We start from the raw sequence: 21,663 nt of genomic DNA, 5'->3' as shown, positions 1-21,663 counted from the left end.
GTGGAGAGCCGGTACGGCGGTCGCGCCGCCCGGACCGCATGCGGACCCGCCGCAGCGGGTCGTCCGCGACGGCGTGGGACGCACCCGCCGTCGCGCCTGTGCCATCACTCGGCGGCGAAGAACTCGTTGCCGTGCAGGTCGAGCAGCTCCAGCGCCCGGCCACCGCCGCGCGCCACGCAGGTCAGCGGATCCTCGGCGACCTGGACGTGCAGGCCGGTGGCCTCGCTGATCAGGCGGTCGAGGTCGCGCAGCAGCGCGCCACCACCGGTGAGCACGATGCCGCGTTCGGCGACGTCGGCGCACAGTTCCGGCGGGGTCTGCTCCAGCGCCTGCTTGACCGCCTCGACGATGCCCGACAGCGGCTCGCGCAGCGCATCGAGGACTTCGCTCGAGCTGATGGTGATGATCTTCGGCACGCCCTCGGCCAGATGCCGGCCCGACACCTCGATCTCGGCCACCTGCTCCGGCGGGTAGGCGCAGCCGATCTCGAGCTTGATCCGCTCGGCCGTGGCGTCGCCGATCAGCATGCCGTGATTGCGGCGCACGTAGTTGATGATGGATTCGTCGAAGCGGTCGCCGCCGATGCGGGCCGACTGCGAGTAGACGATGCCGTTGAGCGCGATCACCGCGACCTCGGTGGTGCCGCCGCCGATGTCGACGACCATCGAGCCGCGCGCCTCGGTGACCGGCATGCCGGCGCCGATCGCAGCCGCCATGGGCTCCTCGATCAGCGAGACCTCGCGCGCGCCGGCCTCGAGCGCCGAATCCTTGATCGCCCGCTTCTCCACCTGGGTGGAGCCCGCCGGCACGCAGATCAGCACCCGCGGACTGGGGCGCAGGAAGCGCGACTTGTGCACCTTCTTGATGAAGTACTTCAGCATCTCCTCGGTGTAAGTGAAATCGGCGATGACGCCGTCCTTCATCGGGCGATGCGTGGTGATGTTGCCGGGTGTGCGCCCGAGCATCTGCTTGGCCTCGGTGCCGACCGCGGCGACGACCTTCTGGCCGCCGCCCGACCGGTCCTGGCGCACGGCCACGACCGACGGCTCGTTGAGCACGATGCCCTGGCCGCGGACGAAGATCAGGGTATTGGCGGTGCCCAGATCGATGGACAGATCGTTGGAAAACAGGCCGCGGAACTTCTTGAACATCGGAAAGGGGCGTCCGTCAGGGGGGCGAAACAAGCGCGCTAGCCTAGCAAAAAAGCCGCCCGTCCGCGGCTCGGGGCGGCCCGGATTGCGCGGCCGTCGAGGCTGCGGGGCTGCGCTCTGCGGCCCGCTTGCACGCATGCCCCGCGCGGGGTGCGGCTGCGGCGGGGGCCCCTAGCCCGGTGCCGTAAACTACCCGGCCAACTTCACGACACGAGCTCGCGCGATGTCTGCACTGATCTGCGGTTCCCTGGCCTACGACACCATCATGGTGTTCCCCGATCAGTTCAAGAACCACATCCTCCCGGACAAGGTGCACATCCTGAACGTCTCGTTCCTGGTGCCGCGGATGCGCCGCGAGTTCGGCGGCTGCGCCGGCAACATCGCCTACAACCTGAAACTGCTGGGCGGCGACCCGATCCCGATGGGCACCGTGGGCCAGGACTTCGGCCCCTACCGGGAGTGGTTCCAGGAACACGGCATCACGCTCGACCACGTGCGCGAGATCCCCGAGCTGTTCACGCCGCAGGCCTTCATCACCACCGACCACGACAACAACCAGATCACCGCCTTCCACCCGGGCGCGATGATGCGCAGCCACGAGAACCACGTGAAGGATGTGCCGGGCGTGACCATCGGCCTCGTCGGCCCCGACGGTCGCGACGGCATGCTGCAGAACGCCCGTGAATTCCACGAGGGCAAGATTCCCTTCATCTTCGACCCCGGCCAGGCCATGCCGCTGTTCAACGGCGAGGAACTGCGCAACTTCATCGAGCTGGCGGATTACGTGGTCGTCAACGACTACGAGTCCAACCTGCTGCAGGAGCGCACCGGCTGGGACGAGACCGTCATCGCCGGCAAGGTGCGCGCCTACATCTGCACCCGCGGACCCAAGGGCGTCGTCATCCATGCCGACGGCACCACCCACGACGTCCCGCCCGCACACGAGCGCCGCGTGACCGACCCCACCGGCTGCGGCGACGCCTTCCGCGCCGGCCTGATCTTCGGCATCGAGAAAGGCTACGACTGGCTGACCATCGGCCGCATCGGCAACCTGATGGGCGCGCTGAAGGTGGAACACCCCGGCACCCAGAACCAGCGGTTCGACTACGAGGAGTTCTCGCTGCAGTTCCGGCAGCAGTTCGGGTATTCGCTGGAAAGCAAGAACGCCTGATTCGGCGAGAGAGCAGAGATCGGGAACGGGGCGCCCTTGGGCGCCCTGTTTCGTTCTGGCCTGCACCGCCGCAGGCGGCGCGTCGTCGCGATCAATGCCATGCATGGCGCGCACCCGGCGCGTCGCGCTGCCTCGCCCGCGGATCGGGAACCGCACCTGTTACAGCCGCGAATCAGCGGGCGTAACTCATACACCCGCATTTGCGTCGGATAACACCGGGGCGGCGGCGATGTGCCAACCACCCAAGCCGTTGATCTTCGGGATAAACGACCCCTTTTCGCGGCGCCCCGCTTACCGGATACTCGGTGCAACACCGCGTTTTGGCGGTCCAATAGTAGTTAGGCCACAGGAGCAGGCGCCGCCATGACCACACAAGCGCAGTTGACCCAACACCAAGCGTATTTGGCTATGTATGCCTTCTTAGACAAGCAATTCTCGCTAGGCTGCGAGGAGCTTGGAGGGATTCTTGGGTCAATGTCACTACTTGCAGATGGGTCTCCCGCAGATCAGGCGTTTGTTCAAGGGTGGCAAGATGCTGTTGCCGCAGCATTGTCGGGCAATGTGGGAGCACAGTTGAGGTTGGGTTAGTGGACACCAGTCAGCGGCCTAACAATTCGTCCAAGCCGACGCCGCTTCACGGCGCGGCTTAACTCAGGAGTTAGGCCGCCCGGTCAGGCATCCATGTCCAGTTGTTTGGCCACGGCATCTGCGTACCGCCGGCGCAAGCCGGTCGCCCCAGAGGGGCGCGCAGCAAGCTCACTCCCGACGGTTCGTTGGGGCAAGCCTTCTGCTCACGTTCTTCTCCGTGTCAAGTCATTTCCGACATGCCGTTGAGCAAGCCCTACGTGGCTAGCGTTTGGCGTACAGTTTCGGCAACGGGCCCGGCAGTTCCATCGCCGGCGCCCTAACTATTCGTTCAAGCCGAACCGGCTTCGCCGGTCGGCTTAACTCAGGCGTTAGGCCATAGGAGAGATTGTCGTGAGCAGGGAAGATGTCATTGCCATAGCCGCCCGAGTCTTCGCGGTTTTCCTCTTGGTGACAGTTGTGCGCTCGTTCCCGAGTGCGGTCGCGCTCATCGGACAAGATGGGCCACAACCATCGCTGATACTCGTGGGGGTTGTACTGGCATCTAGCATCGCTGTCTGCGCCATCCTCTGGTTTTTTCCCCTCACCATCGCAAGAAAGCTGTTGCCGGCGATGAGTGAGCCACGCTCAGAGACCTCTATGAGCGGCTCGGTAGCCTTATCCGTAGGACTGACGCTTTTGGGTGTGTGGGTCTTGGCCTATGCGCTACCAGATGCGATCTATTGGACAACGATTTTTCTGCTAACTCGCAGCCCCGAGTTTGGACACTTTGAGTGGGGGCGTGAGCAGATTGCTCATATTGTCACCACAGTCGCTGAGTTGGTTCTCGCCATCTGGCTTGTATTCGGCAGTACAGGTATCAAGCGGCTCATCCTCAGGTGTCGCCATGGGAAGATTGAAGGTCTGGCCTAACAATTCATTCAAGCCGACGCCGCTTCGCGGCGCGGCTTAATTCAGGTGTTAGGCCCCATGGACAAGGACTTTGCGCTTTCCTGTTTCGGCTGGGCCACAATGGCGGCGCCCTATCTGCTGCTCGTCGCAGCGAACGATTTCCGATCGGGCAAGGGAACGCTGCTGCGAGCTTCGGTTGCCGTTGCTGCGGGTTGGCTACTTGCTGTGGCCCATGTCGTCATCTCACAAGAGCTGTTCGCCGCAAGCGCCAGCCCCGAAGAGCTGCTGAAGCTCTACGATCGCGATGGCGCCCCAAGAGCTTTTGTCGCCGTCGTCGGATGGGTCCCGGCGGCAATCATTGTCTGCATCGCTTGGCCGTTGCACAGCTGGCTGGCGCGCAGGCGGCGGCGTGGGGCCTAACGATTCGTTGCAGCCGACGTTGCACCGGCGCTTGGCTTAGGCGGCAGGAAAAGCTTGCCACCTAAGCCAATCACCGCTACAACGCGGCTGAACTCGGGTGTTAGGGGGCAAACCGTGCATCGTTGTCTATCCGCCACACTGCTTGCGCTCAGCGCACTCTTATCAACTACTACTTGCCAGGCCCAATCGATGAGCAACACGCCGGAACACGCCGTTATCGTTCACTTCAACTACGGGTCAACTGACCTGCAGCGCTTGTTTGCGCTTGAAGACGAGCTTGAGCAGGCAATTTCTATTGCGGACGCTGGAGAGTTCGACGGCAACGAGGTGGCCACTGACGGCAGCGATGGATATCTGTACATGTACGGTCCAGACGCGGACAAGCTATTCGCGGCTGTAGAGCCCGTGCTTCAGTCCTCTTCATTCATGGCTGGTGCCACGGTAACCAAGCGCTACGGCCCACCGGAGGACGGTATCCGCAAGTCAGTCGTCAAAATTGCCCCCTAACAGTTCATTCAAGCCGACGCCGCTCCGCGGCGCGGCTTAATTCAGGCGTTAGCCATTGCTTGAGCCTACATCGCACCTCGAAGAATTAAGGCAGCGCGTCTCTGTGAGCGGGCTTGGCGAAGCCGAGCGCCACCTTGCACAAGCACATGCGGCGCTAACTCGCGAGGAGTGGGAAAGCTGCAACGCGCAGATGCGCTCGGCGCTTGAGTCGCTGTTCAATCATGTGGCAGCGATAACAACTGGCACTAAGAAGACTGGCGGAAAAGCGAGAGAGCATTTAGAGCAGCGTGGGGTGCTCCCGGCACGCAGCGCCCGCCTTGTTCAGGAGTTCATGGCGGTTGCGGGCGGCGCAGGCTCACATGCCGGGGCATCGCACCGCGATGAGTGTCTCGGCCGATACCTAGCTGGCATCGGCATCGCTTTTCTAGGCCTGAGCCTTCTCCCGGAGCTGACCAGAGTCGAGTCAGTACTGCAGGGGCAAGTCCAAGCTCCCCCCGGCTGTCGCTTGCCTCTCGACTCTGAAATTTCAACGTCGTGTCCAGCATGCGGCACTGAACAGAATCTCGCCCAGGCGTCCGTTTCCCGAAGGGGCGCTGAAACCATCTACACCTGCTGTCACGGCTGCCAAGTCATCGTAGTCGTGTCCCCGCCCGGCAATGACACATGGCCTGGTCGCGGGTATCGTCTTGGAGATCACGTGATCCGCAACGCTCGGGACTTGATGTTACCAATCGTTGGCTCTGCCGGGTCCATACTCGTTCCGGCATCACCCGCTGCGCTAATGGCAAAGCCCGCCGGCAATGCCTAACAGTTCGTCCAAGCCGACGCCGCTTCGCGGCGCGGCTTAACTCAGGTGTTATGCGGCAGATCACTCTTCTCGCGATCGTGTTGTCCTCTTCCGTGGCCTGCCGAGGCTTGCTGACGGAGGAGCAACACGCGTATCGCTCCCATCCACAGACTATGGAACAGTTGCAGCAGCTAGGATGGCAGTTCGCTCCGTCCATACCCGTTTCTGACTCTAACCCCGGTCCTGCTTACGCCACTCATGAGCCTTGGGTGAGGTTCAAGGGGAGGGTTAAGGCTGGAAACGAGTTGCGGCCGTTTACAAATTCCTGCGGCCAAGGATATGTAGTGTTTCGCCGTGGCGTGCTCGTGGAAATGTACGCAACCGTGGTCGGCTGCTAGCCGCAAAACAATTCGTCCAAGCCGACGCCGCTTCGCGGCGCGGCTTAACTCATGTGTTAGGCCGCTCGATGACCATTGTCGCCATCTACGGGTTCACTGGCCGCTATTGGGGCGTGTTGGAGTACGACCGGGACTACCCTGAAGTAGGGGCAACCCACAGGTGCATGCTCTTTCTCAGCCAGGAGACAGACTCCGTCGAGTATGAGTCGGCCCTAGCAGAATGCCGGAGGTACGGCTTCGAGGCCGTTGCGAACATGCGGTATGGCAAGCTGCGAGTCGAGGTGCTCAATACCGATCTCTATCGTGGATTTTCCGGGTTCTATGAGGGCGCCCTTTCAGAGGGCAGCACCCTGGTCTTCTACCCCAACGAGGCATCGGGTAATGGCGCCGCGGCCTAACAATTCGTCCAAGCCGACGCCGTTTCGCAACGCGACTTGATTCAGCGCGTTCGCCAGTTAAGAGGAGTGAATCTCGCCATGACCGAAACAGCTCGAAGCTCCATCGTTCTCCGGCCCGGCCAAGGGCGAGGCTACCGCATGGGCGGGATGTCAGCTCAGTTCAAGGCGGATGAAGGCGAGACGGCTGGTCGATACTCCATTTCGGAATGGTGGCTCGAGCCGGATACACAAGGTCCGGGCGCGCACTCCCATCCCGAGGATGATGCGTTCTATGTGCTGGAAGGCACCATGAGCTTCCTGATCGACGATGAGTGGATCGACTGCCCGAAGGGGTCGTTCGTCCTGGCACCAGCGGGTGCCACCCATGACTTCCAGAATCGGGGCAGTGTCCGCGCAGGCGTGCTCAACCTGTCTGTGCCTGGGGGCTTTGAGCGGAGCATGGGCATGATCGTCGATTGGTTCGCGAAACACCCCCCCGGTCGGGCAACTGTCTAACACCTCGCCCAAGCTGACGCTGTTTTGCGGCGGGCTTTGCTCGAGTGTCAGCCCCGCAGGAATCGTGGGGCTTCGGCAGTCCTGGTCCAGGTTTTCGGGCGGCACAGCCTGACGATGCATTCAAGCCGAAGCCACGTTCACTCCAGGCTCAACTCAAGCACAAGGCCGCACTGAATTCGCCATGGAAGCTCCCGCGCTTGAAGAACATTACTGGAACTCGCTCGTACCCGAGCTCACGGTGAGCCAGCTTGACGTCTCCCTTCGCTTCTACGCGGCTGCCGGGTTCGCTGTTCGATTCCAGCGCGATGAACCCGCGTTCGCCTACCTCGAACTCGGGCAGGCTCAGCTGATGTTGGAACAACGACACGAGCGCGGATGGAATGTCATGCCTCTCGATCATCCGCTTGGGCGAGGAGTGAACTTTCAGATCGAGGTCCCGGACGCGGATGCGGTCCGCTCCGCTCTGGTGGCGATCGGCGTATCGCTTTTCAGAGAGATCAAAGACACGTGGTACGCAGTCGCGCCCAACGTAGAGAAGGGGCAACGCGAGTTTCTCGCTCAAGACCCGGACGGCTACTTATTTCGTTTCTCGCAGCGTCTTGGGAACCGGAGTGCGGCCTGATGCGTTGTCCGGGCTCACGCCGCCTCGCGGCGCGTCCATTCAGGCGCTGGCCATCGAGTGGCGCGAGATCGCGAACTCACGACCACGTGCCTGGACGGCATGCGGGCTTCGGGCTCTGTGCGCCTGACGGAATCAACGTTTGAGCGCATGCGTCCTTCTGCCATCAGCGGCGCAAACGTTGCGCTCGGTGTCGTTGCTGTTGCTCCTTCAACAGCACCTGGGTGCCGGCGCGTCACCGATGCGCTGGACGCGGCAGTCCTTGCCACTCCTGCGTGCATTGCTGCCTGGCAACACGTGAGATGTAGATTGTGTGCGGAGACGGTTCACACGGGGATTTCAACCGCCCCAGAGCTTCCTTGGCGGCCATTCTGCTTGCTCCCACCGCCCTGCCCCTCCCGGTGCGCCGATCCGGCTTCGAGCGGGCGCCAAGGTCAGATCCAGTCCTTCCGGCCATGTCATGAGCGTCCGCCGTTTGCCGACACGCTCCACGCGCGACGACCTTCCGCCTCCCGAAGCATGTCGGAGGGTCGCACCGCGCCCCCCGATTCAGTCACGACTCCGGCGGGTTGCGTCCGCACGCGGGGGCCGGATCCACTGGTCCCGGCATTTTCTGGCGCGCCTGCGGTGCGCTCGCGTGGCGGGGCCGCATGCATCGGCCCTTGCAGGGCCAGCGCGGCCAGCGCGCCGGCAGCGGACGCCGATCAGGGCTGATGGCCCGCCTGGATCACGGTATGGACGAGACGCCCGACGGCGCCTGTCCATGAGTCGCCGGGCGTGTTGTCTGCAAGTCAGCGGCCCCGCGAGCCGTCGATGTAGTTCCGGTATTCGCCTACCGATTCGGTGATCTGGTAGTCACGGCTGCTGGCACCCAGGATGGTGTCGAGAATGAAGGTATTGGACGTGTCCTTGATGCTTTCGAGGTACTGGTAGTCCTCTGGCAGCGCATCGATGATCGCCGCCTTGGCCTGGTCGGTCAGCTGGCCCTGTGCGTTGGTCAGCAGATCCTTGGGGATGGACGACAGGGACTCGGCGATCTGGTCGCGCACGGCATCGCTCACGCCGTCGAGTGCGCCCTTCACGCGGTCGGAAATCACGTCTGCGGCCAGGCTGCCGCCGACCGGGATGGCGGAGATCACCGTATCGAGGACGAAGCCCATGAAGGCGTCGCGCGCGGCGACGTCGGCCCGCAGATCGACGTAGCCGCTGCTCACGGCATCCTGCATCACCGCACCGATCATCGCAATTCGACCGTTGCCGGCATCGATGGCCTCGAGGTCGGCGCTGTCGACCACGCCGTCGTTGTTGGCGTCGGAGCCCTCGGTCATGTTGCCGACGCGGATATTGGCGGATGCGAAGTCGCCGATCAGGTCCATCACCTGCCCGGCGCGCGGGTTGTCCGGATTGAGGCCGGTCAGACGCACGAGATTGGAGAGCGCCATGAGGTTGTCGCCGATCACGGTCTGGCGATCGTTCGTCGAGCCCTCGGTCTGGGTGGGCCGGGCCACGGTGAGGTCGGTGAGGATGGCGTCGCCGTGCGTGACGAACAGCTCGCCCAGCGCTGCCGCGCGGGTTTCGATGGGCGTGTTGTCGCTGTTGAAATAGTGGTTCTCCAGGATGTTGCCCGACGAATGCGTGTTGACGAACCGCACCAGATCGACGGCCTCCGCGCTGCTGCCGTGACGCGACACGGTTTCGACGTAGATCGCCATGGGGTCGCGGACGCCGGCGCTGTCGAACGTCGGATTGCCGAACGCGCGCCCTTCCGCCGACAGCAGTTCGCGCAGGGCCACCTGCTGCTCGGACGACAGAGTGCCGAGCACCGCATTGACCGCGGCGCTTCCACCTGCTCGGTCCAGCGCATTGACCAGGATGCCGGCGTAGGGCCCCTGCTCGTTCGGCAGCAGGCCCGGAGGATCGGCCAGGACCCGCTCACGCAGGACATCGCTCGCGAAGGTTTCGAGGAACTCGTTGGAATACGCACTGCTGCCTGCGGTGAGGGTATCCATCAGTCCACCCAGCGCATCGGCGTCGGGCAGAAGACCGATCGCGCTCACGGCTCCCGAGCCGAAGACATTCGTGAACTGCAGCGCATCGCCCATGGCGATGTCGCCCGCCAGATAGGCTTCGCCGAATGCATCGAAGATGGCGCCGCGCTCCTGCTGGGTGATCTGCCCCTCGTCCACCAGGGTGTCCAGCCGGTCCACCGTGAGCCAGGACATCAGGGCGCCGCTGTCCTGTTCGAGAATCTGGTCGAAGAGCTGGCCGCGCGCAGCGGATGGCAGGGCTTCGATCTCGGCGGCGAAGCGGTCCATGCGCGCTTCGTAATTGTCCGCCCGCAGGAAGCGGTCGCCGACCTTGAGGATGTCGGTCGCGAGCGTCTGGATGTCGGTCATGGGCGTGGATCCGGGGGACGATACCGCCACCGTATCGGGCCCGGCGGACGCCCTCCAGTTGGGGACAACCCTAGGAGGACAGCGCCGGCCCGCGCAGCGCCGCCCGGGTGCTGAACAGTGCGCGACCCGGACCGGGCCCGCACCCTGACGAGCGGGCTGTCGACGAGCAGCACATGGCGCTGCAGACCGTGCGCAGCCGTTGCCGACGTCCCCGTCCTCACCGCATCGCGATCCGGCGCCCGCTTGAATGCACGGATGCCACCTGCGTCCACGCCGCCAGCGCCGCCCCGCGACCTCACCCGGGGCCCGATTGCGTCCACGTTGCTGGTGTTCGCCTTGCCCATCCTCGGTGGCAACGTGCTGCAGTCCCTCAACGGTTCGATCAACGCGGTGTGGATCGGCCACCTGCTCGGACCCGATGCGCTGGCGGCGATCGCCAATGCCAACAACATCATGTTCCTGCTGCTGGGCGCGGTGTTCGGTGTGGGCATGGCGGCGACGATCCTGGTGGCCCAGGCCGTCGGGCGCGACGATCTGGCCGCGGCCCGCCGGGTGATCGGGACCAGTGCGACGACCTTCCTCGGCGCATCGGTGCTGGTGGCCCTGGCCGGCCTGCCGCTGGCGCGCCGGGTGCTCGAATGGATGGACACGCCGGCCGAGGCGCTGCCGCATGCGGCGGCCTATCTGCAGGTGATCTTCCTCGCGGTGCCGTTTCTGTACGCGCTGGCCTTCCTGTCGGCGATCCTGCGCGGCGCCGGCGATTCGCGCACGCCGTTCCTGTTCCTGCTGCTGGTGGTCGCGCTGGACATCGTGCTGGTGCCGCTGCTGCTGCTCGGCATCGGACCGTTGCCCGCAATGGGCATGGCCGGCGCGGCGACCGCGAATCTCATCGCCAACGCGCTGGGCGTGGTGGCGATGCTGGCGTGGTTGCGCCATCGCGACCACAGGCTGTGGATCCACCGCAGCGAGCGCGCGCTCTACCGCCCGGACTGGACGATCGTCCGCGCACTGCTGGGCAAGGGCCTGCCGATGGGACTGCAGATGGTGATGCTGTCGGCAGCGATGATCGCGATGATCGCGATGGTCAATCGCCACGGCATCGTCACCGCGGCGGCCTACGGCGCGGCGCTCCAGCTGTGGACCTACGTGCAGATGCCGGCGATGGCGATCGGCGCGGCGTGCTCGACGATGGCCGCGCAGAACGTCGGTGCCGGCCAGTGGGCGCGGGTGTCGCGCGTGGCCGGCACGGGCGTGGCGTTCAACCTGCTGATGACCGGCGTGCTGATCGCGGCGCTGATCGTGTTCGACCGGCATGCGCTGGCGCTGTTCCTGCCGGCCGGCGGCGAGATCCTGGACACGGCGCGCCATCTGAACCGGATCGCGATCTGGTCGTTCCTGTTCTTCGGCGTGACCTTCGTGCTGTTCGGCGTGGTGCGGTCGACCGGCGCTGTGCTGCCGCCCTTGCTGATCCTGGCGGCCACGTTGTGGGGCGTACGCGTCCCCTTCGCCACCTGGCTGCAGCCGGTGCTGGGCGCGGATGCGATCTGGTGGAGCTTTCCGGCCAGCGCCGTGTGCGCGATGCTGCTGGCGATCGGCTATTACCGATGGGGCGGCTGGCGCGGGGCACGGTTGCTGGCCAGCGACGAGCCGGCCGCAGTGCCCGCGGAAGTGCCGTCGGCGCCGCCGGGGCCACTGGCCGGCCTGTGTCCAGCGGAGGTCGATCGCGGTGCGCCGCGCGCGCATGCGCGATGAATCCGGGCCATCGCCGGCTCCGTCATGGCTTGATGCGGGCACGCGCGGTGCCATCTTCTGTCAGACAGTCCTGTCGCACGCTCGGGAGCTCCAGATGCGCATCGCCCTGATTTTCGTCGCCGCGACCCTCGGTCTGATGCCGACCGGTCCGGTCGCTGCGCAGGCTTTGCGCCATCCCGCGGATCCACCGGCGCATACGGCCCTGAGGCCGCCGCCGACGATCCGCGAACTTCCGACCGACGTCACCCGCCCGGTGGATCCGGTTCCGGCGCTCTCGCCGCAACAACGCTGCCTGCAAACCGCCGAACGCGCGGTGCAGCCGGTGTCCGATCAGCGCATCGCCGCCGCCCAGCGCGGCCTGGGCGCAGCCGAGACGCGGCGCACGGCCACGGGTGGCGATGTCACCGATCCGACCGACCGGTCGGGCCTGCGCGCGCAGCGCGAGGCGCAGCAACGTGCGATCGCCCGGGAACGCGGGGACGCCGCGCAGCGGCTTGCGGTGGCCCGGGCCAATTGCCGCTGAGTGACGGCCGCCGCCCCGGCGTCAGTTCCAGCCCGGCATCCGCGCCCGGTCCAGTCCGGCCACCTCGAACACCGCACTGCGCGTGCCGCCGGCCTTGACCGGAAACTCCACCGCGAGCGTCTTCGCGCCGTCGAGCAGGCCCCACAGCGCGCGCTCGTCGTCGATGAACATGGCGATCGCCTCGTCGGTCTGCGGGCGGTTGGCAGCCATGCGCCGTGGCTCGCCGTCGTCCACCCGCACCGCCACCCGGCAGCGCGGATAGCAGTCGAAATCCCCGGCCTCCAGGACCAGATAACTGCTGCGGCCCCATTCCGGGTGGTCGCGGAAGATCAGGCGAACGCGCTTGGCGCCGCTGCCGTCCACGTCCACCGGATCACGCGCGTAGAGCATCGCCGAGACCTGGTCGCCCTTGCCGGCTGCACGGGTGTCGTAACTCCACAGGGCCGCGGTGCGCGCGGCCTCGCGTTCGGCCTCGCCTTTGGCGCGCACGTCGTCGAAGCGGGCGCGCACCCGCTCGGCGGCCGCGGACTGCGGGTGCCGCGCCAGCAGCACGTCCGCCTGGGCTCTGGCCAGCGCCCAGTTTTCCGCGGCGACCGCGGCCTCGAAGTCACGCTCGCCGGCCTCGGCCTGCGCTTCGCTCGCCGCGGCCTGGGCGGCGGCCTGCGCTGCAGCCTGGGCCTCGCGGTCCTGGCAGGCGGTCAGCGTCAACGCGGCAAGCAGGGCGACGGCGGGCAGGAATCGGGAATGCATGGGCTGTCCTCTCGGTTGGATCGGTGTCGGCGGTCCGGTCCGGCGCTGCGCCGTGGGCACGCGCGGTGGTCCGCAGGAGAGGGTACCGCGCGAGACGCGCCCGCCGGTCGCGCCCGGGGCCCTCGCCGTCGTGCAGCGCCCCGGGCGACGTGCCCTCCCGTCCACGCCCGCATGCGACGCGGCCTCCGCACGCCGACGCGCGCAGCGCGGGCCTGAAATGCATGCGGCCGCCGGATCGGCGGCCGCATGGCAACGCGCGCAGGACCGATCAGCCGGCCGCGGGCGGTACCTCGACCGGCGTCGGCTCACCCGCCGCCGGCGCAGGGGCCGGTGCGGGCGTGGCCTCGGCGATGACCCGTTCCACCGAACCGGTCGTGATCGGGTGGTAGCCCGGCCGCGCCTTCTCGAAGATCTCCTTGGCCAGGGCCAGACCCGGCTCGGTCTGCACCAGGGCGGTGTAGATCGGCATGATCAGCTTGCGCCGGCCGACCCGCGCGGTGAACGCCGCAAGCGCCTCGTTGGCCTGGGTGTAGCCGCTGCGGATGGCGAGCGGATACCAGCGCATCGCGATCTCGCCGTTGTCGGTGCCGGTGAAGCCGTAGGCCTCGTCGAGCTGGGTCAGCTGCTCGATCGTGAGGGTCTGCGGCAGGCTTTCCAGGAAGTGCAGCCATTCCTGCGTGGACCAGGCATCGGTGATCTGCCGCGGCGGCAGCTGCGGGCTGCCCAGCCAGGCCAGGCGCGCGGAATCGACGATGCCGAAGTTGCGCGACATCACCTGCGGGGCGTAGGCCGGGATGCCGGGCGCATAAACCCACTCCTGGATCTCGGCCTCGGTGACCGTACCGGGGTTGGCATCGAACAGATTGGCCCGGGCGTAGTCGAGGAACTGCTCGGTGGTGATGCTCTGGAAGGCGAAGTGGTCGAAGTAGCCGCGCAGGAACGCGTCGAAGGTCTCGCGGCCGAAGCGCTGTTCGAGGAACTGCAGGAACCACGCGCCCTTGTCGTAGGCGACCGCGCTCAGCGCATCGTCGGCGTCGAGCTCGGTTCCGGGCTTGACCGCGAGCGCCTGGGTGGCCTCGGGCATCGCCGCGATGCCGTCGACCAGCGCATTGCGGGCGATCACGTACTCCATGTCGCTGACCTCCTTGCCGTACAGCGACTCCACGATGCGGTTCTCGACGTAACTGGTGAAGCCCTCGTTGAGCCAGCCGTGCTTGGCGCTGGCGAACGTGACCAGGTTGCCCGACCAGCTGTGCGCGAGCTCGTGCGCGATCAGCGACACCAGCGACTTGTCGCCGACGATCACCGTCGGCGTGATGAACGAGAGCCGCGGATTCTCCATGCCGCCGTAGGGGAACGACGGCGGCAGGATCAGCAGGTCGTAGCGCTCCCAGCGATAGGGACCGTACAGCTGCTCGGTCACGGCGATCATCTTCTCGGTGTCGGCGAATTCCGCCACCGCCCGGTCGACCATCGACGGCTCGGCCCAGACGCCGGCGCGAGCGGAGATCTCCTTGAACACCAGGTCGCCGGCGGCGATCGCCATCAGGTACGAGGGGATCTTCTGCGGCATCGAGAACGTGTACTCGCCGTCGCGCGCGGCGTCGGTCGCGTTGTCGGCGCTCATCAGCACCATCACGTCGGGACGCGAGGTGACGCGGGCGGTGTAGGTGTAGCGGATCGCCGGCGTGTCCTGCAGCGGCACCCAGCTGCGCGCATGGATCTGCTGGGACTGGCTGAACATGAAGGGCAGCCGCTTGCCTTCGGTCATCTCCGGGGTCAGCCACTGCAGGCCGGATGCCCCGGGCGAGGTCACATAGGTGACGCGCACGCGCGCGTTGCGCTCGGGGGTCTCGATGGTGAGCCTGCTGCCGAGCGTGGCATCGGCCTCGGCCAGCGCGTAGCGCAGCGGCTGCCAGGCCCCGCCGGCTTCACCCTCGACCTTCTCGATGGTCAGATCACGTGTGTCGAGAACGAGCTGCGTCGCCGCGGCATCGACCCAGCGCAGGGTGTAGGTGGCGGTGCCGGCGATGGTCCGCGCATCGAAATCCAGCGCGAGGTCCAGCGCGAGATCCTCGGTGACCACCTTGGCCGGCTCGGCGTAGGAATGTTCATCGCGATCGCCGCCGGCGGCAGCGACAGGAGGCGGTGCATCGGCCGCGGCGGCGGGGGCCGGTTCGCGGTTGCAGGCGGCCAGTGCGAGGGCGGCCAGCGCCAGCACGCAAACGGCGGAACGGATCGGGCGCATCAGGGGAATCCGGACGGGGAACAGGACGCCGATTCTAGCGTGCCGCCCGCGCCCGGCCGGCGCCGGGCTGTCGGCGTGCGCCGCTCAGGCCTTGAAGCCGTCGTGGATGGCGACGATGCCGCCGCTGAGGTTGCGGTACCTGCAGCGCGAGAAGCCCGCCGTTTCCATCATCGCCTTGAGTTCGTCCTGCGGCGGGTGCTTGCGGATCGACTCGGCGAGGTACTGGTAGCTGTCGCTGTCGCGTGCGAACAGCTGGCCCAGCCGCGGCAGGATCCTGAACGAGTGGAAGTCGTAGATCGGCTTGAACCAGTCGGCCTTCACTTCCGAGAATTCCAGCACCCGCGCCTGCCCGCCCACTTTCAGCACGCGCAGCATCTCGCTCAGCGCGGCGGCCTTGTCGGTCACGTTGCGCAGGCCGAAGGCGATCGTCACCAGGTCGAAGCTGGCATCGGGGAACGGCAGCGTCTCGGCGTTGCACTGCACGTATTCGAAGCCGCGCACGTGGCCGCGGTCAGTCATGCGGTCGCGGCCGACGCGCAGCATCGCCGCGTTGATGTCGCCGAGCACCAGCTCGCCGGATCCGCCCACGCGGTCGCGCAGCAGTGCGGCGATGTCGCCGGTGCCGCCGGCCAGATCGAGCACGCGGTCGCCGGTGCGCACCTGGGCGGTGGCGACGAAGTAGCGCTTCCACACGCGGTGGATGCCCAGGCTCATCAGGTCGTTCATCAGGTCGTAGTTGCCGGCGACCGACGAGAACACCTGACCGACGAGCTTCTGCTTCTCGCCCGTGGGCACGTCGCGGAACCCGAAGTGGGTGGTGCCCGGCTTGCTGGAATCGTCGTTCATGGGCCGATTATCCCTCATCTTCCAGCGCGCGCCCGTGCACGCCGGCTCGACCCCGCGGCCCGCGGCGGTCAGACTCGTCGGCCGCTCACCGATGTCGCCGCCCATGATCGCCACGCCCGACTACCGCGCCCTGCTCGACACCGCCATCGCCGAAGCCCGTCAGGGCCTGGCCGAAGGCGGCATTCCGATCGGCGCGGCGCTGTATCACCGCGACGGCCGCCTGCTCGGCTGCGGCCACAACCGCCGCGTGCAGGAAAGCGACCCGTCGATCCACGGCGAGACCGATGCCTTCCGCAAGGCCGGACGCCAGCGCTCGTACCGCGACACGATCATGGTGACCACGCTAGCCCCGTGCTGGTACTGCAGCGGTCTCGTGCGCCAGTTCGGCATCGGCACCGTGGTCGTGGGCGAATCGCAGACCTTCCAGGGCGGCATCGACTGGCTGCGCGAGGCCGGGGTCGAGGTCATCGACATGCAGAGCCAGGACTGCGTGGACCTGCTCGGCGGCTTCATCGCCGCGCATCCCGAGGTGTGGAACGAGGATATTGGCGAGGACTGATTCGCGCCGCGCGACGGCCTCCGCCGCCTTCGACTACACTGCGCGCCTCGACGATGCCCGCGCGGCATCGGCCCGCCGCTCCGAATTCCTGCCCTGATGATGATCACGCCGCCATAGCTCCGGCCGCCCGTCGCTGACGCGGCCGTCTCCTGCTGGTCCGCTCCGCCGCGCGACGCATGGCGGGATCGTCCGCGATCTCCGCGCCACGAAGCTCGCGGACATAGCTGTTGTTCGATCTCACTTCCCCGGATCCGTATCCGGGTGTTAACAGGGCATTGCATTGAATTTCTCCCCCACGCTGCGCCAGGAATGGTTCGGCAACGTCCGCGGCGATCTGCTCTCCGGACTCGTCGTCGCGCTGGCGCTGATTCCCGAAGCCATCGCGTTCTCCATCATCGCCGGCGTCGATCCCAGCGTCGGCCTGTACGCCTCGTTCTGCATCGCGGTGGTCATCGCCTTCACCGGCGGCCGGCCGGGCATGATCTCGGCCGCCACCGGCGCGATGGCGCTGGTGATGGTCACGCTGGTGCGCGACCACGGCCTGCAATACCTGCTGGCGGCCACACTGCTGACCGGCGTGCTGCAGATCGTCGCCGGCGCACTGAAGCTCGGCGCGCTGATGCGTTTCGTCTCGCGCTCGGTGATCACCGGCTTCGTCAACGCGCTGGCGATCCTGATCTTCATGGCGCAGATTCCCGAGCTGGTCGGCGTGCCGGCCCTGGTCTATCCGATGGTCGCGCTGGGCCTTGCGATCATCTACGGCCTGCCCTGGCTGGGGCGGCTCACGTTCCCGGGGGTGGGACTGGTGCTGCTGGTGATCGGCTTCGCGCTGACCTTCGGCAGCATGGACCCGCGCCTGCTGTATCCGGTGGCGATCGTCGGTCTCGGCACTGCGGCCGTGCTGTTCCGCTGGACCCGAAATCTGGTGATTCCCGCGCCGCTGGTCGCGATCGTGCTGCTGACGGGCCTCGCGCTGTACTTCGGCGCCGTGGTGCCGACCGTCGGCGACAAGGGCGCGCTGCCCGACAGCCTGCCGGTGTTCCTGTTCCCCGACGTGCCGCTGACGCTCGAGACACTGTGGATCATCCTGCCGGTCTCGGCGACGCTGACCGTCGTCGGCCTGCTGGAATCACTACTGACGGCGCAGATCGTCGACGACCTCACCGACACGCCCAGCAACAAGAACCGCGAATGTGCTGGTCAGGGCGTCGCCAACATCACCGCCGGCCTGTTCGGCGGCATGGCCGGGTGCGCGATGATCGGCCAGTCGGTGATCAACGTGAAATCAGGCGGCCGCGGGCGGCTGTCGTGCCTGGTCGCCGGTGTGGTGCTGCTGATGCTGGTGGTGTTCGCCGGCCCGTGGGTGGCGACGATTCCGATGGCGGCGCTGGTCGCGGTGATGATCATGGTCTCGATCGGCACCTTCAGCTGGAGCTCGATCAAGCAGCTGCGCACGCATCCGGGCACGTCGAGCATCGTGATGCTCGGCACCGTGATCGTCACCGTCGCCACCCACGACCTCGCCAAGGGCGTGCTGACCGGCGTGCTGCTGTCGGCGCTGTTCTTCGCGCGCAAGGTCAGCCGCGTGCTGCATGTCGGCTCGCATGCACATGAGGATGGAACTGCGCGCACCTACGTCGTCACCGGCCAGGTGTTCTTCGCCTCGGCCGAGCGGTTCGTCTCGGCGTTCGATGTCCGCGAGGCACTGGAGCGCGTGACCATCGATGTCTCGGCCGCGCACTTCTGGGATCTCAGCGCCGTCGGCGCGCTCGACAAGGTGGTGCTGAAGTTCCGCCGCGAAGGCGCGCAGGTCGAGATCATCGGCCTCAATGCAGCCAGTGCCACCATCGTCGACCAGCTCGGCGTGCACGACAAACCCGATGCCGAGCGCCTGATGGGCGGCCACTGAGGACATGCCGATGACCACGACACCCCTGACCCCCACCGGCGGCCGCGTGCTGGCCGCCATTGATGCCTCGACCCACGCCCGCGGGGTGGCCGACCTCGCAGCGTGGGCCGCTCAGCGGCTCGGTGTCGGGCTCGACGTGATGCACGCGATCGAGCGCGACAGCACGGTCGCGCCGCCGGCCGACCTCAGCGGCAGCCTGTCACTCGGCAGCCAGGAAACGCTACTGGCCGAACTCGCCGCGCACGACACACAGCGCGGCCAGCTGGCCCAGCGCCACGGCCGCGCCCTGCTCGACCAGGTGCGCGCGCATCTGCGCGAAACGGCCGGCATCGAAGCCGAGGCACGCCTGCGTCAGGGTGCGCTGGTGGACGCACTGACCGATGTCGAACCGGATGTGCGCCTGTTCGTGCTGGGCCGACGCGGGGCGGACGACGACGGCGCACCGGGCCACCTGGGTCGCAACCTGGAGCGTGCGATCCGTGCCGTGCGTCGCCCGGTGCTGGTCGTCACCCGGCCGCAGACGACGGTCGCCGCATTCGCCGTCGCCTTCGACGGCAGCGCCACGGCGCAGCGCTGCGTGGACCTGGTCGCGGCCAGCCCGCTGCTGCGAGGACTGCGCTGCCACCTGGTGACGGTCGGCCACGACGACCGCCACGCCGCCGTACACGCGGCTGCGGTGGCCACGCTGGAGGCCGCGGGCTTCGCCCCGCAGGTGATCGCGCTCGCCGGCGCGCCCGACGCGGCACTGGTCACCCACGTGACGGCCGAGCATCTCGACCTGCTGGTGATGGGTGCCTATGGCCACTCGCGTATCCGCCATCTGCTGGTCGGCAGTACGACCACCCAGGTGCTGCGGACCACACGCGTGCCGGTGGTGCTGCTGCGCTGAGCCGTGCACGCGCTGGCGCGTGCGGCCGGCTCAGTCAATCGGCAGTGCGCCAGAGGCTCGGCCAGTCGCCCGGTGCCGCCCCGCCGCAGCGCCGCAGCGCGGAATAGCTGGCCAGCTGGAAGGCCTGGCCATCGTAGCGCCAGGTCGCGGCTTCGCCGCAGTCGCCCAGGCCGCGGCCTTTGGCGAGATGCGACAGCGTGCCGGTCGCCGGCACGTATGCGGCGCTGGTGAGCAAGCCGAAATGCGCAGCGCCGCCCACCTCGACGATGCCGGCGCCCGGTGGCGACGGTGGCACGATGCGTTCGCTGCGACTGCCGTCGCGCGCCACCCTGAAGACCAGGCTCGAGCCCTGGTAGGCGCCCATGTGACAGGCCACGAAGACCAGCACGTGGGCCCGATCGAGCGCCTGGGCATCGTCGTTTCGGCGGATGTCGTACGCGGCGCGCGGCGCGTCGCATTCGGCCCCGCGCAGGACCGCTGCCTCGGTGTCCCGCACGCGGTCGGCAAAGCTGCGCACTTCCTCGCCGGTCAAGGACGGCAGCGGCGGCGGCGGGCCCGGGAGTCGGGGCAGGGCCGGCGCGGGAGTCACGTCGGCGTCGTGCCGGTCGCCGCGCTGCAGCCACGCACCACGCGTGTCCAGGCGGTGCTGGTGTTCGTCGACGAACACCAGGGCCGCACTGAAGCCCGCGAGCGAAACCGACACGGCTGCATCGCCCTCGCCCATCGACAGCGTGCCCGCATCACGCACGAGGTCGATGAAGCGTGCGATCGCCTGCGGCGTGTCGAGGACCCAGGCATTCGCATCGGCATCGTTGCGCCACGGCAGGGCGGGCAGATCCGTGCTCGCCACCGTGTCGAGCCGGAGCGTCGCCGGTGGCGGCGTGGTCTCGTAGGTGCCGAGGCGCAGCCGCTGTGCACCCCCGGGCCCGGGCTCGCGCAGCAGACGCAGCACGAGCCCGAAGCTCGAATCGTCGCCGACCAGCAGGACCTCGCAGCGCAGGCCGTTGTCGCAGGCGACGGTGGTCTCCCGGAACAGACGATGCACGGGCCGTATGCCCTGCACGGCCTCCACCGCGGCGGGCGCATCGGCCTGCGGTGCCGTTCCGGGACTCGTCGGTGCTCCGGGGGGCGCCGGGTCGGCAGGCGACGGAGAGGGGGTCTCGGTGCAGGCAGCCACGAGCAGCGCGAGAGCGAGGAGCGCTGCCAGGGCACGCGGCGTCACGGTCATTCGGTCGTCCGGAAGATGAAGGTGCATGACGCATGGTGGGCCATCGCGCCGCGGGCCCGGTGAAGGATCACGGCTGGAGCGCGGCCCCGAGCAGCGGCTGCGCCCAGGCCGGGGTGGCGCGCAGGGCGTCGACGTCGTCGGTCGCCGGATACACCCGGCGGCCGCCGACCATCTCCAGCAACAGGCGGGGATCGGGCACCGATGCACCGGGCGCGGCATCCTTGCTGTTGTCCCAGACCTGCAGACGCGCCAGATGCGGCATCAGGCCGACCAGGTTTTCGCGCGCACGCGACCAGCGCGCGCGGATCGTCGCCTCGGGAATATCGTGGCCGCCGGCGGCCACCCGGGCGCGCACGCGGGCCAGGTGACGCTCCATGGTGTCCAGGCCGCAAAACCACATCAGCACGTCGTGGCTGCGCGCCGCAGCCGCGATTCGCGCCGGCACGGTGTTCCCGCCCAGCGTGGTCTCGAAGGCGTGGTCGCGGCCGGTGTCGAGCGCGATGTCGAGGCGGCGCATACCCTCGTGCCAGGCGGCGGCATTGGCTTCGGGCCAGGGGCAGGACGTGCGTGCGACGAGCTCGCGGGCGAAGGTGTCGGGATTGAACCAGCTCAGCCCGGCGCGGGTCAGCAGGTGGCCGCCGACCGAGCTCTTGCCGGCGCCGTTCACACCGGCCAGGACGTACAGGACCGGGCGCTGCATCGCGGCGTCCTGCGCCGGACGGCGCCGTGGACCGCGCGCGCCGGACCGCCCGCTCAATGCGAGGCGCCGGCCTTGACCTTGCCGCGCAGGGCGACCGGTCCGTCCATCACCGCGCGCAGCCGTGTCCCCGCGTCACCGGCGTGCAAGGTGGCCAGATGGGTATCGAACCGGGCTTGCAACTCTTCGAGCGCGCTGCGCTGGGAGGCGCCGGCGGCGTCGAGCGCACGCAGGATGGCGTCGTAGGCGTCGGCCGAGAGGATCACCGCCTCGGGCGTGTCGTGGTTGGTCACCAGGACCCGGCCGTCGCGCGCCACCGTTTTCATCACGCCACGCCAGCCGAGCTTCTTGACGTCGGACGCGGGTGTGCGCGGCAGCGCATCGAGGGCATCGAGCTTCAGGGCGACGGTCATGGCGGCGGCCTCCGGTGGACTGGAGGCCAAT

Annotated in this window: 20 protein-coding genes; 12 read left to right on the top strand and 8 right to left on the bottom strand. The window is 67.5% G+C overall.

What is annotated here, in order from left to right:
• Positions 1-104: 104 nt before the first annotated feature.
• On the bottom strand, positions 105-1,151 hold the full coding sequence (locus H0E82_RS03100) for a rod shape-determining protein (protein ID WP_180543630.1): 1,047 nt from the start codon (positions 1,149-1,151) through the stop codon (positions 105-107).
• Between the two features lie 223 nt (positions 1,152-1,374).
• On the opposite strand from H0E82_RS03100, the gene H0E82_RS03095 reads away from it, so the two are divergent.
• The 7 genes from H0E82_RS03095 to H0E82_RS03065 all read left to right on the top strand — a co-directional run bounded on the left by H0E82_RS03095 (position 1,375) and on the right by H0E82_RS03065 (position 7,425).
• Complete coding sequence (locus H0E82_RS03095) at positions 1,375-2,322, top strand: carbohydrate kinase family protein (RefSeq protein WP_180543628.1); 948 nt, start codon at positions 1,375-1,377, stop codon at positions 2,320-2,322.
• A 978-nt stretch (positions 2,323-3,300) separates the two neighbouring features.
• Positions 3,301-3,819, top strand: a complete 519-nt coding sequence (locus H0E82_RS03090) for a hypothetical protein (RefSeq protein WP_180543626.1) — start codon at positions 3,301-3,303, stop codon at positions 3,817-3,819.
• 57 nt (positions 3,820-3,876) lie between these two features.
• Positions 3,877-4,218: a hypothetical protein gene (locus H0E82_RS03085; protein WP_180543624.1), complete on the top strand. Its 342-nt coding sequence runs from the start codon at positions 3,877-3,879 to the stop codon at positions 4,216-4,218.
• Positions 4,219-4,407: 189 nt separating this feature from the next.
• Positions 4,408-4,725 (top strand): hypothetical protein, encoded by a 318-nt coding sequence (locus H0E82_RS03080; RefSeq protein ID WP_180543622.1) that lies wholly within the window; start codon positions 4,408-4,410, stop codon positions 4,723-4,725.
• Between the two features lie 1,253 nt (positions 4,726-5,978).
• Positions 5,979-6,308, top strand: a complete 330-nt coding sequence (locus tag H0E82_RS03075; protein WP_180543620.1) for a hypothetical protein — start codon at positions 5,979-5,981, stop codon at positions 6,306-6,308.
• Positions 6,309-6,386: 78 nt separating this feature from the next.
• Positions 6,387-6,803, top strand: a complete 417-nt coding sequence (locus tag H0E82_RS03070; RefSeq protein WP_180543618.1) for a cupin domain-containing protein — start codon at positions 6,387-6,389, stop codon at positions 6,801-6,803.
• A gap of 181 nt (positions 6,804-6,984) precedes the next feature.
• Entirely contained in the window at positions 6,985-7,425 is a 441-nt protein-coding gene (locus H0E82_RS03065; RefSeq protein WP_180543616.1) for a bleomycin resistance protein, read from the top strand.
• Positions 7,426-8,213: 788 nt separating this feature from the next.
• On the opposite strand, the gene H0E82_RS03060 is transcribed toward H0E82_RS03065, so the two are convergent.
• The gene (locus H0E82_RS03060) at positions 8,214-9,818 is read right to left on the bottom strand and encodes a hypothetical protein (protein WP_180543614.1); all 1,605 of its coding nucleotides are present in this window, start codon (positions 9,816-9,818) and stop codon (positions 8,214-8,216) included.
• Positions 9,819-10,073: 255 nt separating this feature from the next.
• Here H0E82_RS03060 and H0E82_RS03055 point away from each other — a divergent pair, with 255 nt between their 5' ends.
• Positions 10,074-11,570 carry an MATE family efflux transporter gene (locus H0E82_RS03055; RefSeq protein WP_180543612.1) on the top strand — a complete coding sequence of 499 codons (1,497 nt, stop codon included), beginning with the start codon at positions 10,074-10,076 and terminating at the stop codon, positions 11,568-11,570.
• The gene (locus H0E82_RS03050; RefSeq protein ID WP_180543610.1) at positions 11,545-12,093 is read left to right on the top strand and encodes a hypothetical protein; all 549 of its coding nucleotides are present in this window, start codon (positions 11,545-11,547) and stop codon (positions 12,091-12,093) included. The genes H0E82_RS03055 and H0E82_RS03050 overlap by 26 nt, the downstream gene beginning before the upstream one ends.
• Positions 12,094-12,114: 21 nt before the next feature.
• On the opposite strand, the gene H0E82_RS03045 is transcribed toward H0E82_RS03050, so the two are convergent.
• The 3 genes from H0E82_RS03045 to ubiE form a co-directional block, all read right to left on the bottom strand.
• Positions 12,115-12,843: a hypothetical protein gene (locus H0E82_RS03045; protein WP_180543608.1), complete on the bottom strand. Its 729-nt coding sequence runs from the start codon at positions 12,841-12,843 to the stop codon at positions 12,115-12,117.
• 268 nt (positions 12,844-13,111) lie between these two features.
• Complete coding sequence (locus H0E82_RS03040) at positions 13,112-15,091, bottom strand: M1 family metallopeptidase (protein WP_180543606.1); 1,980 nt, start codon at positions 15,089-15,091, stop codon at positions 13,112-13,114.
• 84 nt (positions 15,092-15,175) lie between these two features.
• Positions 15,176-15,937 carry a bifunctional demethylmenaquinone methyltransferase/2-methoxy-6-polyprenyl-1,4-benzoquinol methylase UbiE gene (gene ubiE / locus H0E82_RS03035; RefSeq protein WP_180543604.1) on the bottom strand — a complete coding sequence of 254 codons (762 nt, stop codon included), beginning with the start codon at positions 15,935-15,937 and terminating at the stop codon, positions 15,176-15,178.
• Between the two features lie 103 nt (positions 15,938-16,040).
• Here ubiE and H0E82_RS03030 point away from each other — a divergent pair, with 103 nt between their 5' ends.
• The 3 genes from H0E82_RS03030 to H0E82_RS03020 all read left to right on the top strand — a co-directional run bounded on the left by H0E82_RS03030 (position 16,041) and on the right by H0E82_RS03020 (position 19,294).
• The gene (locus tag H0E82_RS03030) at positions 16,041-16,496 is read left to right on the top strand and encodes a nucleoside deaminase (RefSeq protein ID WP_180543602.1); all 456 of its coding nucleotides are present in this window, start codon (positions 16,041-16,043) and stop codon (positions 16,494-16,496) included.
• A 280-nt stretch (positions 16,497-16,776) separates the two neighbouring features.
• Complete coding sequence (locus tag H0E82_RS03025) at positions 16,777-18,405, top strand: SulP family inorganic anion transporter (protein ID WP_180543600.1); 1,629 nt, start codon at positions 16,777-16,779, stop codon at positions 18,403-18,405.
• Between the two features lie 10 nt (positions 18,406-18,415).
• A complete protein-coding gene (locus tag H0E82_RS03020; protein ID WP_180543598.1) occupies positions 18,416-19,294 on the top strand; it encodes a universal stress protein in 879 nt (292 codons plus the stop codon).
• 34 nt (positions 19,295-19,328) lie between these two features.
• Here the strand turns inward: H0E82_RS03020 and H0E82_RS03015 are convergent, their stop codons facing one another.
• The 3 genes from H0E82_RS03015 to H0E82_RS03005 all read right to left on the bottom strand — a co-directional run bounded on the left by H0E82_RS03015 (position 19,329) and on the right by H0E82_RS03005 (position 21,632).
• A complete protein-coding gene (locus tag H0E82_RS03015) occupies positions 19,329-20,522 on the bottom strand; it encodes a DUF1176 domain-containing protein (RefSeq protein WP_180543596.1) in 1,194 nt (397 codons plus the stop codon).
• Positions 20,523-20,589: 67 nt separating this feature from the next.
• Entirely contained in the window at positions 20,590-21,222 is a 633-nt protein-coding gene (locus H0E82_RS03010) for an ATPase (RefSeq protein WP_180543594.1), read from the bottom strand.
• Between the two features lie 53 nt (positions 21,223-21,275).
• On the bottom strand, positions 21,276-21,632 hold the full coding sequence (locus H0E82_RS03005; RefSeq protein WP_180543592.1) for a type II toxin-antitoxin system prevent-host-death family antitoxin: 357 nt from the start codon (positions 21,630-21,632) through the stop codon (positions 21,276-21,278).
• Between the last annotated feature and the right edge of the window lie 31 nt (positions 21,633-21,663).

Origin of the sequence: Luteimonas deserti (genome assembly GCF_013425765.1) — a bacterium.
GTDB classification, from domain to species: Bacteria; Pseudomonadota; Gammaproteobacteria; order Xanthomonadales; family Xanthomonadaceae; genus Luteimonas; species Luteimonas deserti.
The sequence above is the reverse complement of the archived record's forward strand: the minus strand, read 5'-3'. Positions and strand labels throughout refer to the sequence as shown.

Coding starts and splice junctions, on each gene's coding strand:
- H0E82_RS03065 (WP_180543616.1), top strand. CDS start 6,985: ATGGAAGCTCCCGCGCTTGAAGAACATTACTGGAACTCGCTCGTACCC.
- H0E82_RS03055 (WP_180543612.1), top strand. CDS start 10,074: ATGCCACCTGCGTCCACGCCGCCAGCGCCGCCCCGCGACCTCACCCGG.
- ubiE (WP_180543604.1), bottom strand. CDS start 15,937: ATGAACGACGATTCCAGCAAGCCGGGCACCACCCACTTCGGGTTCCGC.
- H0E82_RS03095 (WP_180543628.1), top strand. CDS start 1,375: ATGTCTGCACTGATCTGCGGTTCCCTGGCCTACGACACCATCATGGTG.
- H0E82_RS03060 (WP_180543614.1), bottom strand. CDS start 9,818: ATGACCGACATCCAGACGCTCGCGACCGACATCCTCAAGGTCGGCGAC.
- H0E82_RS03020 (WP_180543598.1), top strand. CDS start 18,416: ATGACCACGACACCCCTGACCCCCACCGGCGGCCGCGTGCTGGCCGCC.
- H0E82_RS03070 (WP_180543618.1), top strand. CDS start 6,387: ATGACCGAAACAGCTCGAAGCTCCATCGTTCTCCGGCCCGGCCAAGGG.
- H0E82_RS03040 (WP_180543606.1), bottom strand. CDS start 15,091: ATGCGCCCGATCCGTTCCGCCGTTTGCGTGCTGGCGCTGGCCGCCCTC.
- H0E82_RS03045 (WP_180543608.1), bottom strand. CDS start 12,843: ATGCATTCCCGATTCCTGCCCGCCGTCGCCCTGCTTGCCGCGTTGACG.
- H0E82_RS03030 (WP_180543602.1), top strand. CDS start 16,041: ATGATCGCCACGCCCGACTACCGCGCCCTGCTCGACACCGCCATCGCC.
- H0E82_RS03085 (WP_180543624.1), top strand. CDS start 3,877: ATGGACAAGGACTTTGCGCTTTCCTGTTTCGGCTGGGCCACAATGGCG.
- H0E82_RS03075 (WP_180543620.1), top strand. CDS start 5,979: ATGACCATTGTCGCCATCTACGGGTTCACTGGCCGCTATTGGGGCGTG.
- H0E82_RS03010 (WP_180543594.1), bottom strand. CDS start 21,222: ATGCAGCGCCCGGTCCTGTACGTCCTGGCCGGTGTGAACGGCGCCGGC.
- H0E82_RS03100 (WP_180543630.1), bottom strand. CDS start 1,151: ATGTTCAAGAAGTTCCGCGGCCTGTTTTCCAACGATCTGTCCATCGAT.
- H0E82_RS03005 (WP_180543592.1), bottom strand. CDS start 21,632: ATGACCGTCGCCCTGAAGCTCGATGCCCTCGATGCGCTGCCGCGCACA.
- H0E82_RS03080 (WP_180543622.1), top strand. CDS start 4,408: ATGAGCAACACGCCGGAACACGCCGTTATCGTTCACTTCAACTACGGG.
- H0E82_RS03015 (WP_180543596.1), bottom strand. CDS start 20,522: ATGACCGTGACGCCGCGTGCCCTGGCAGCGCTCCTCGCTCTCGCGCTG.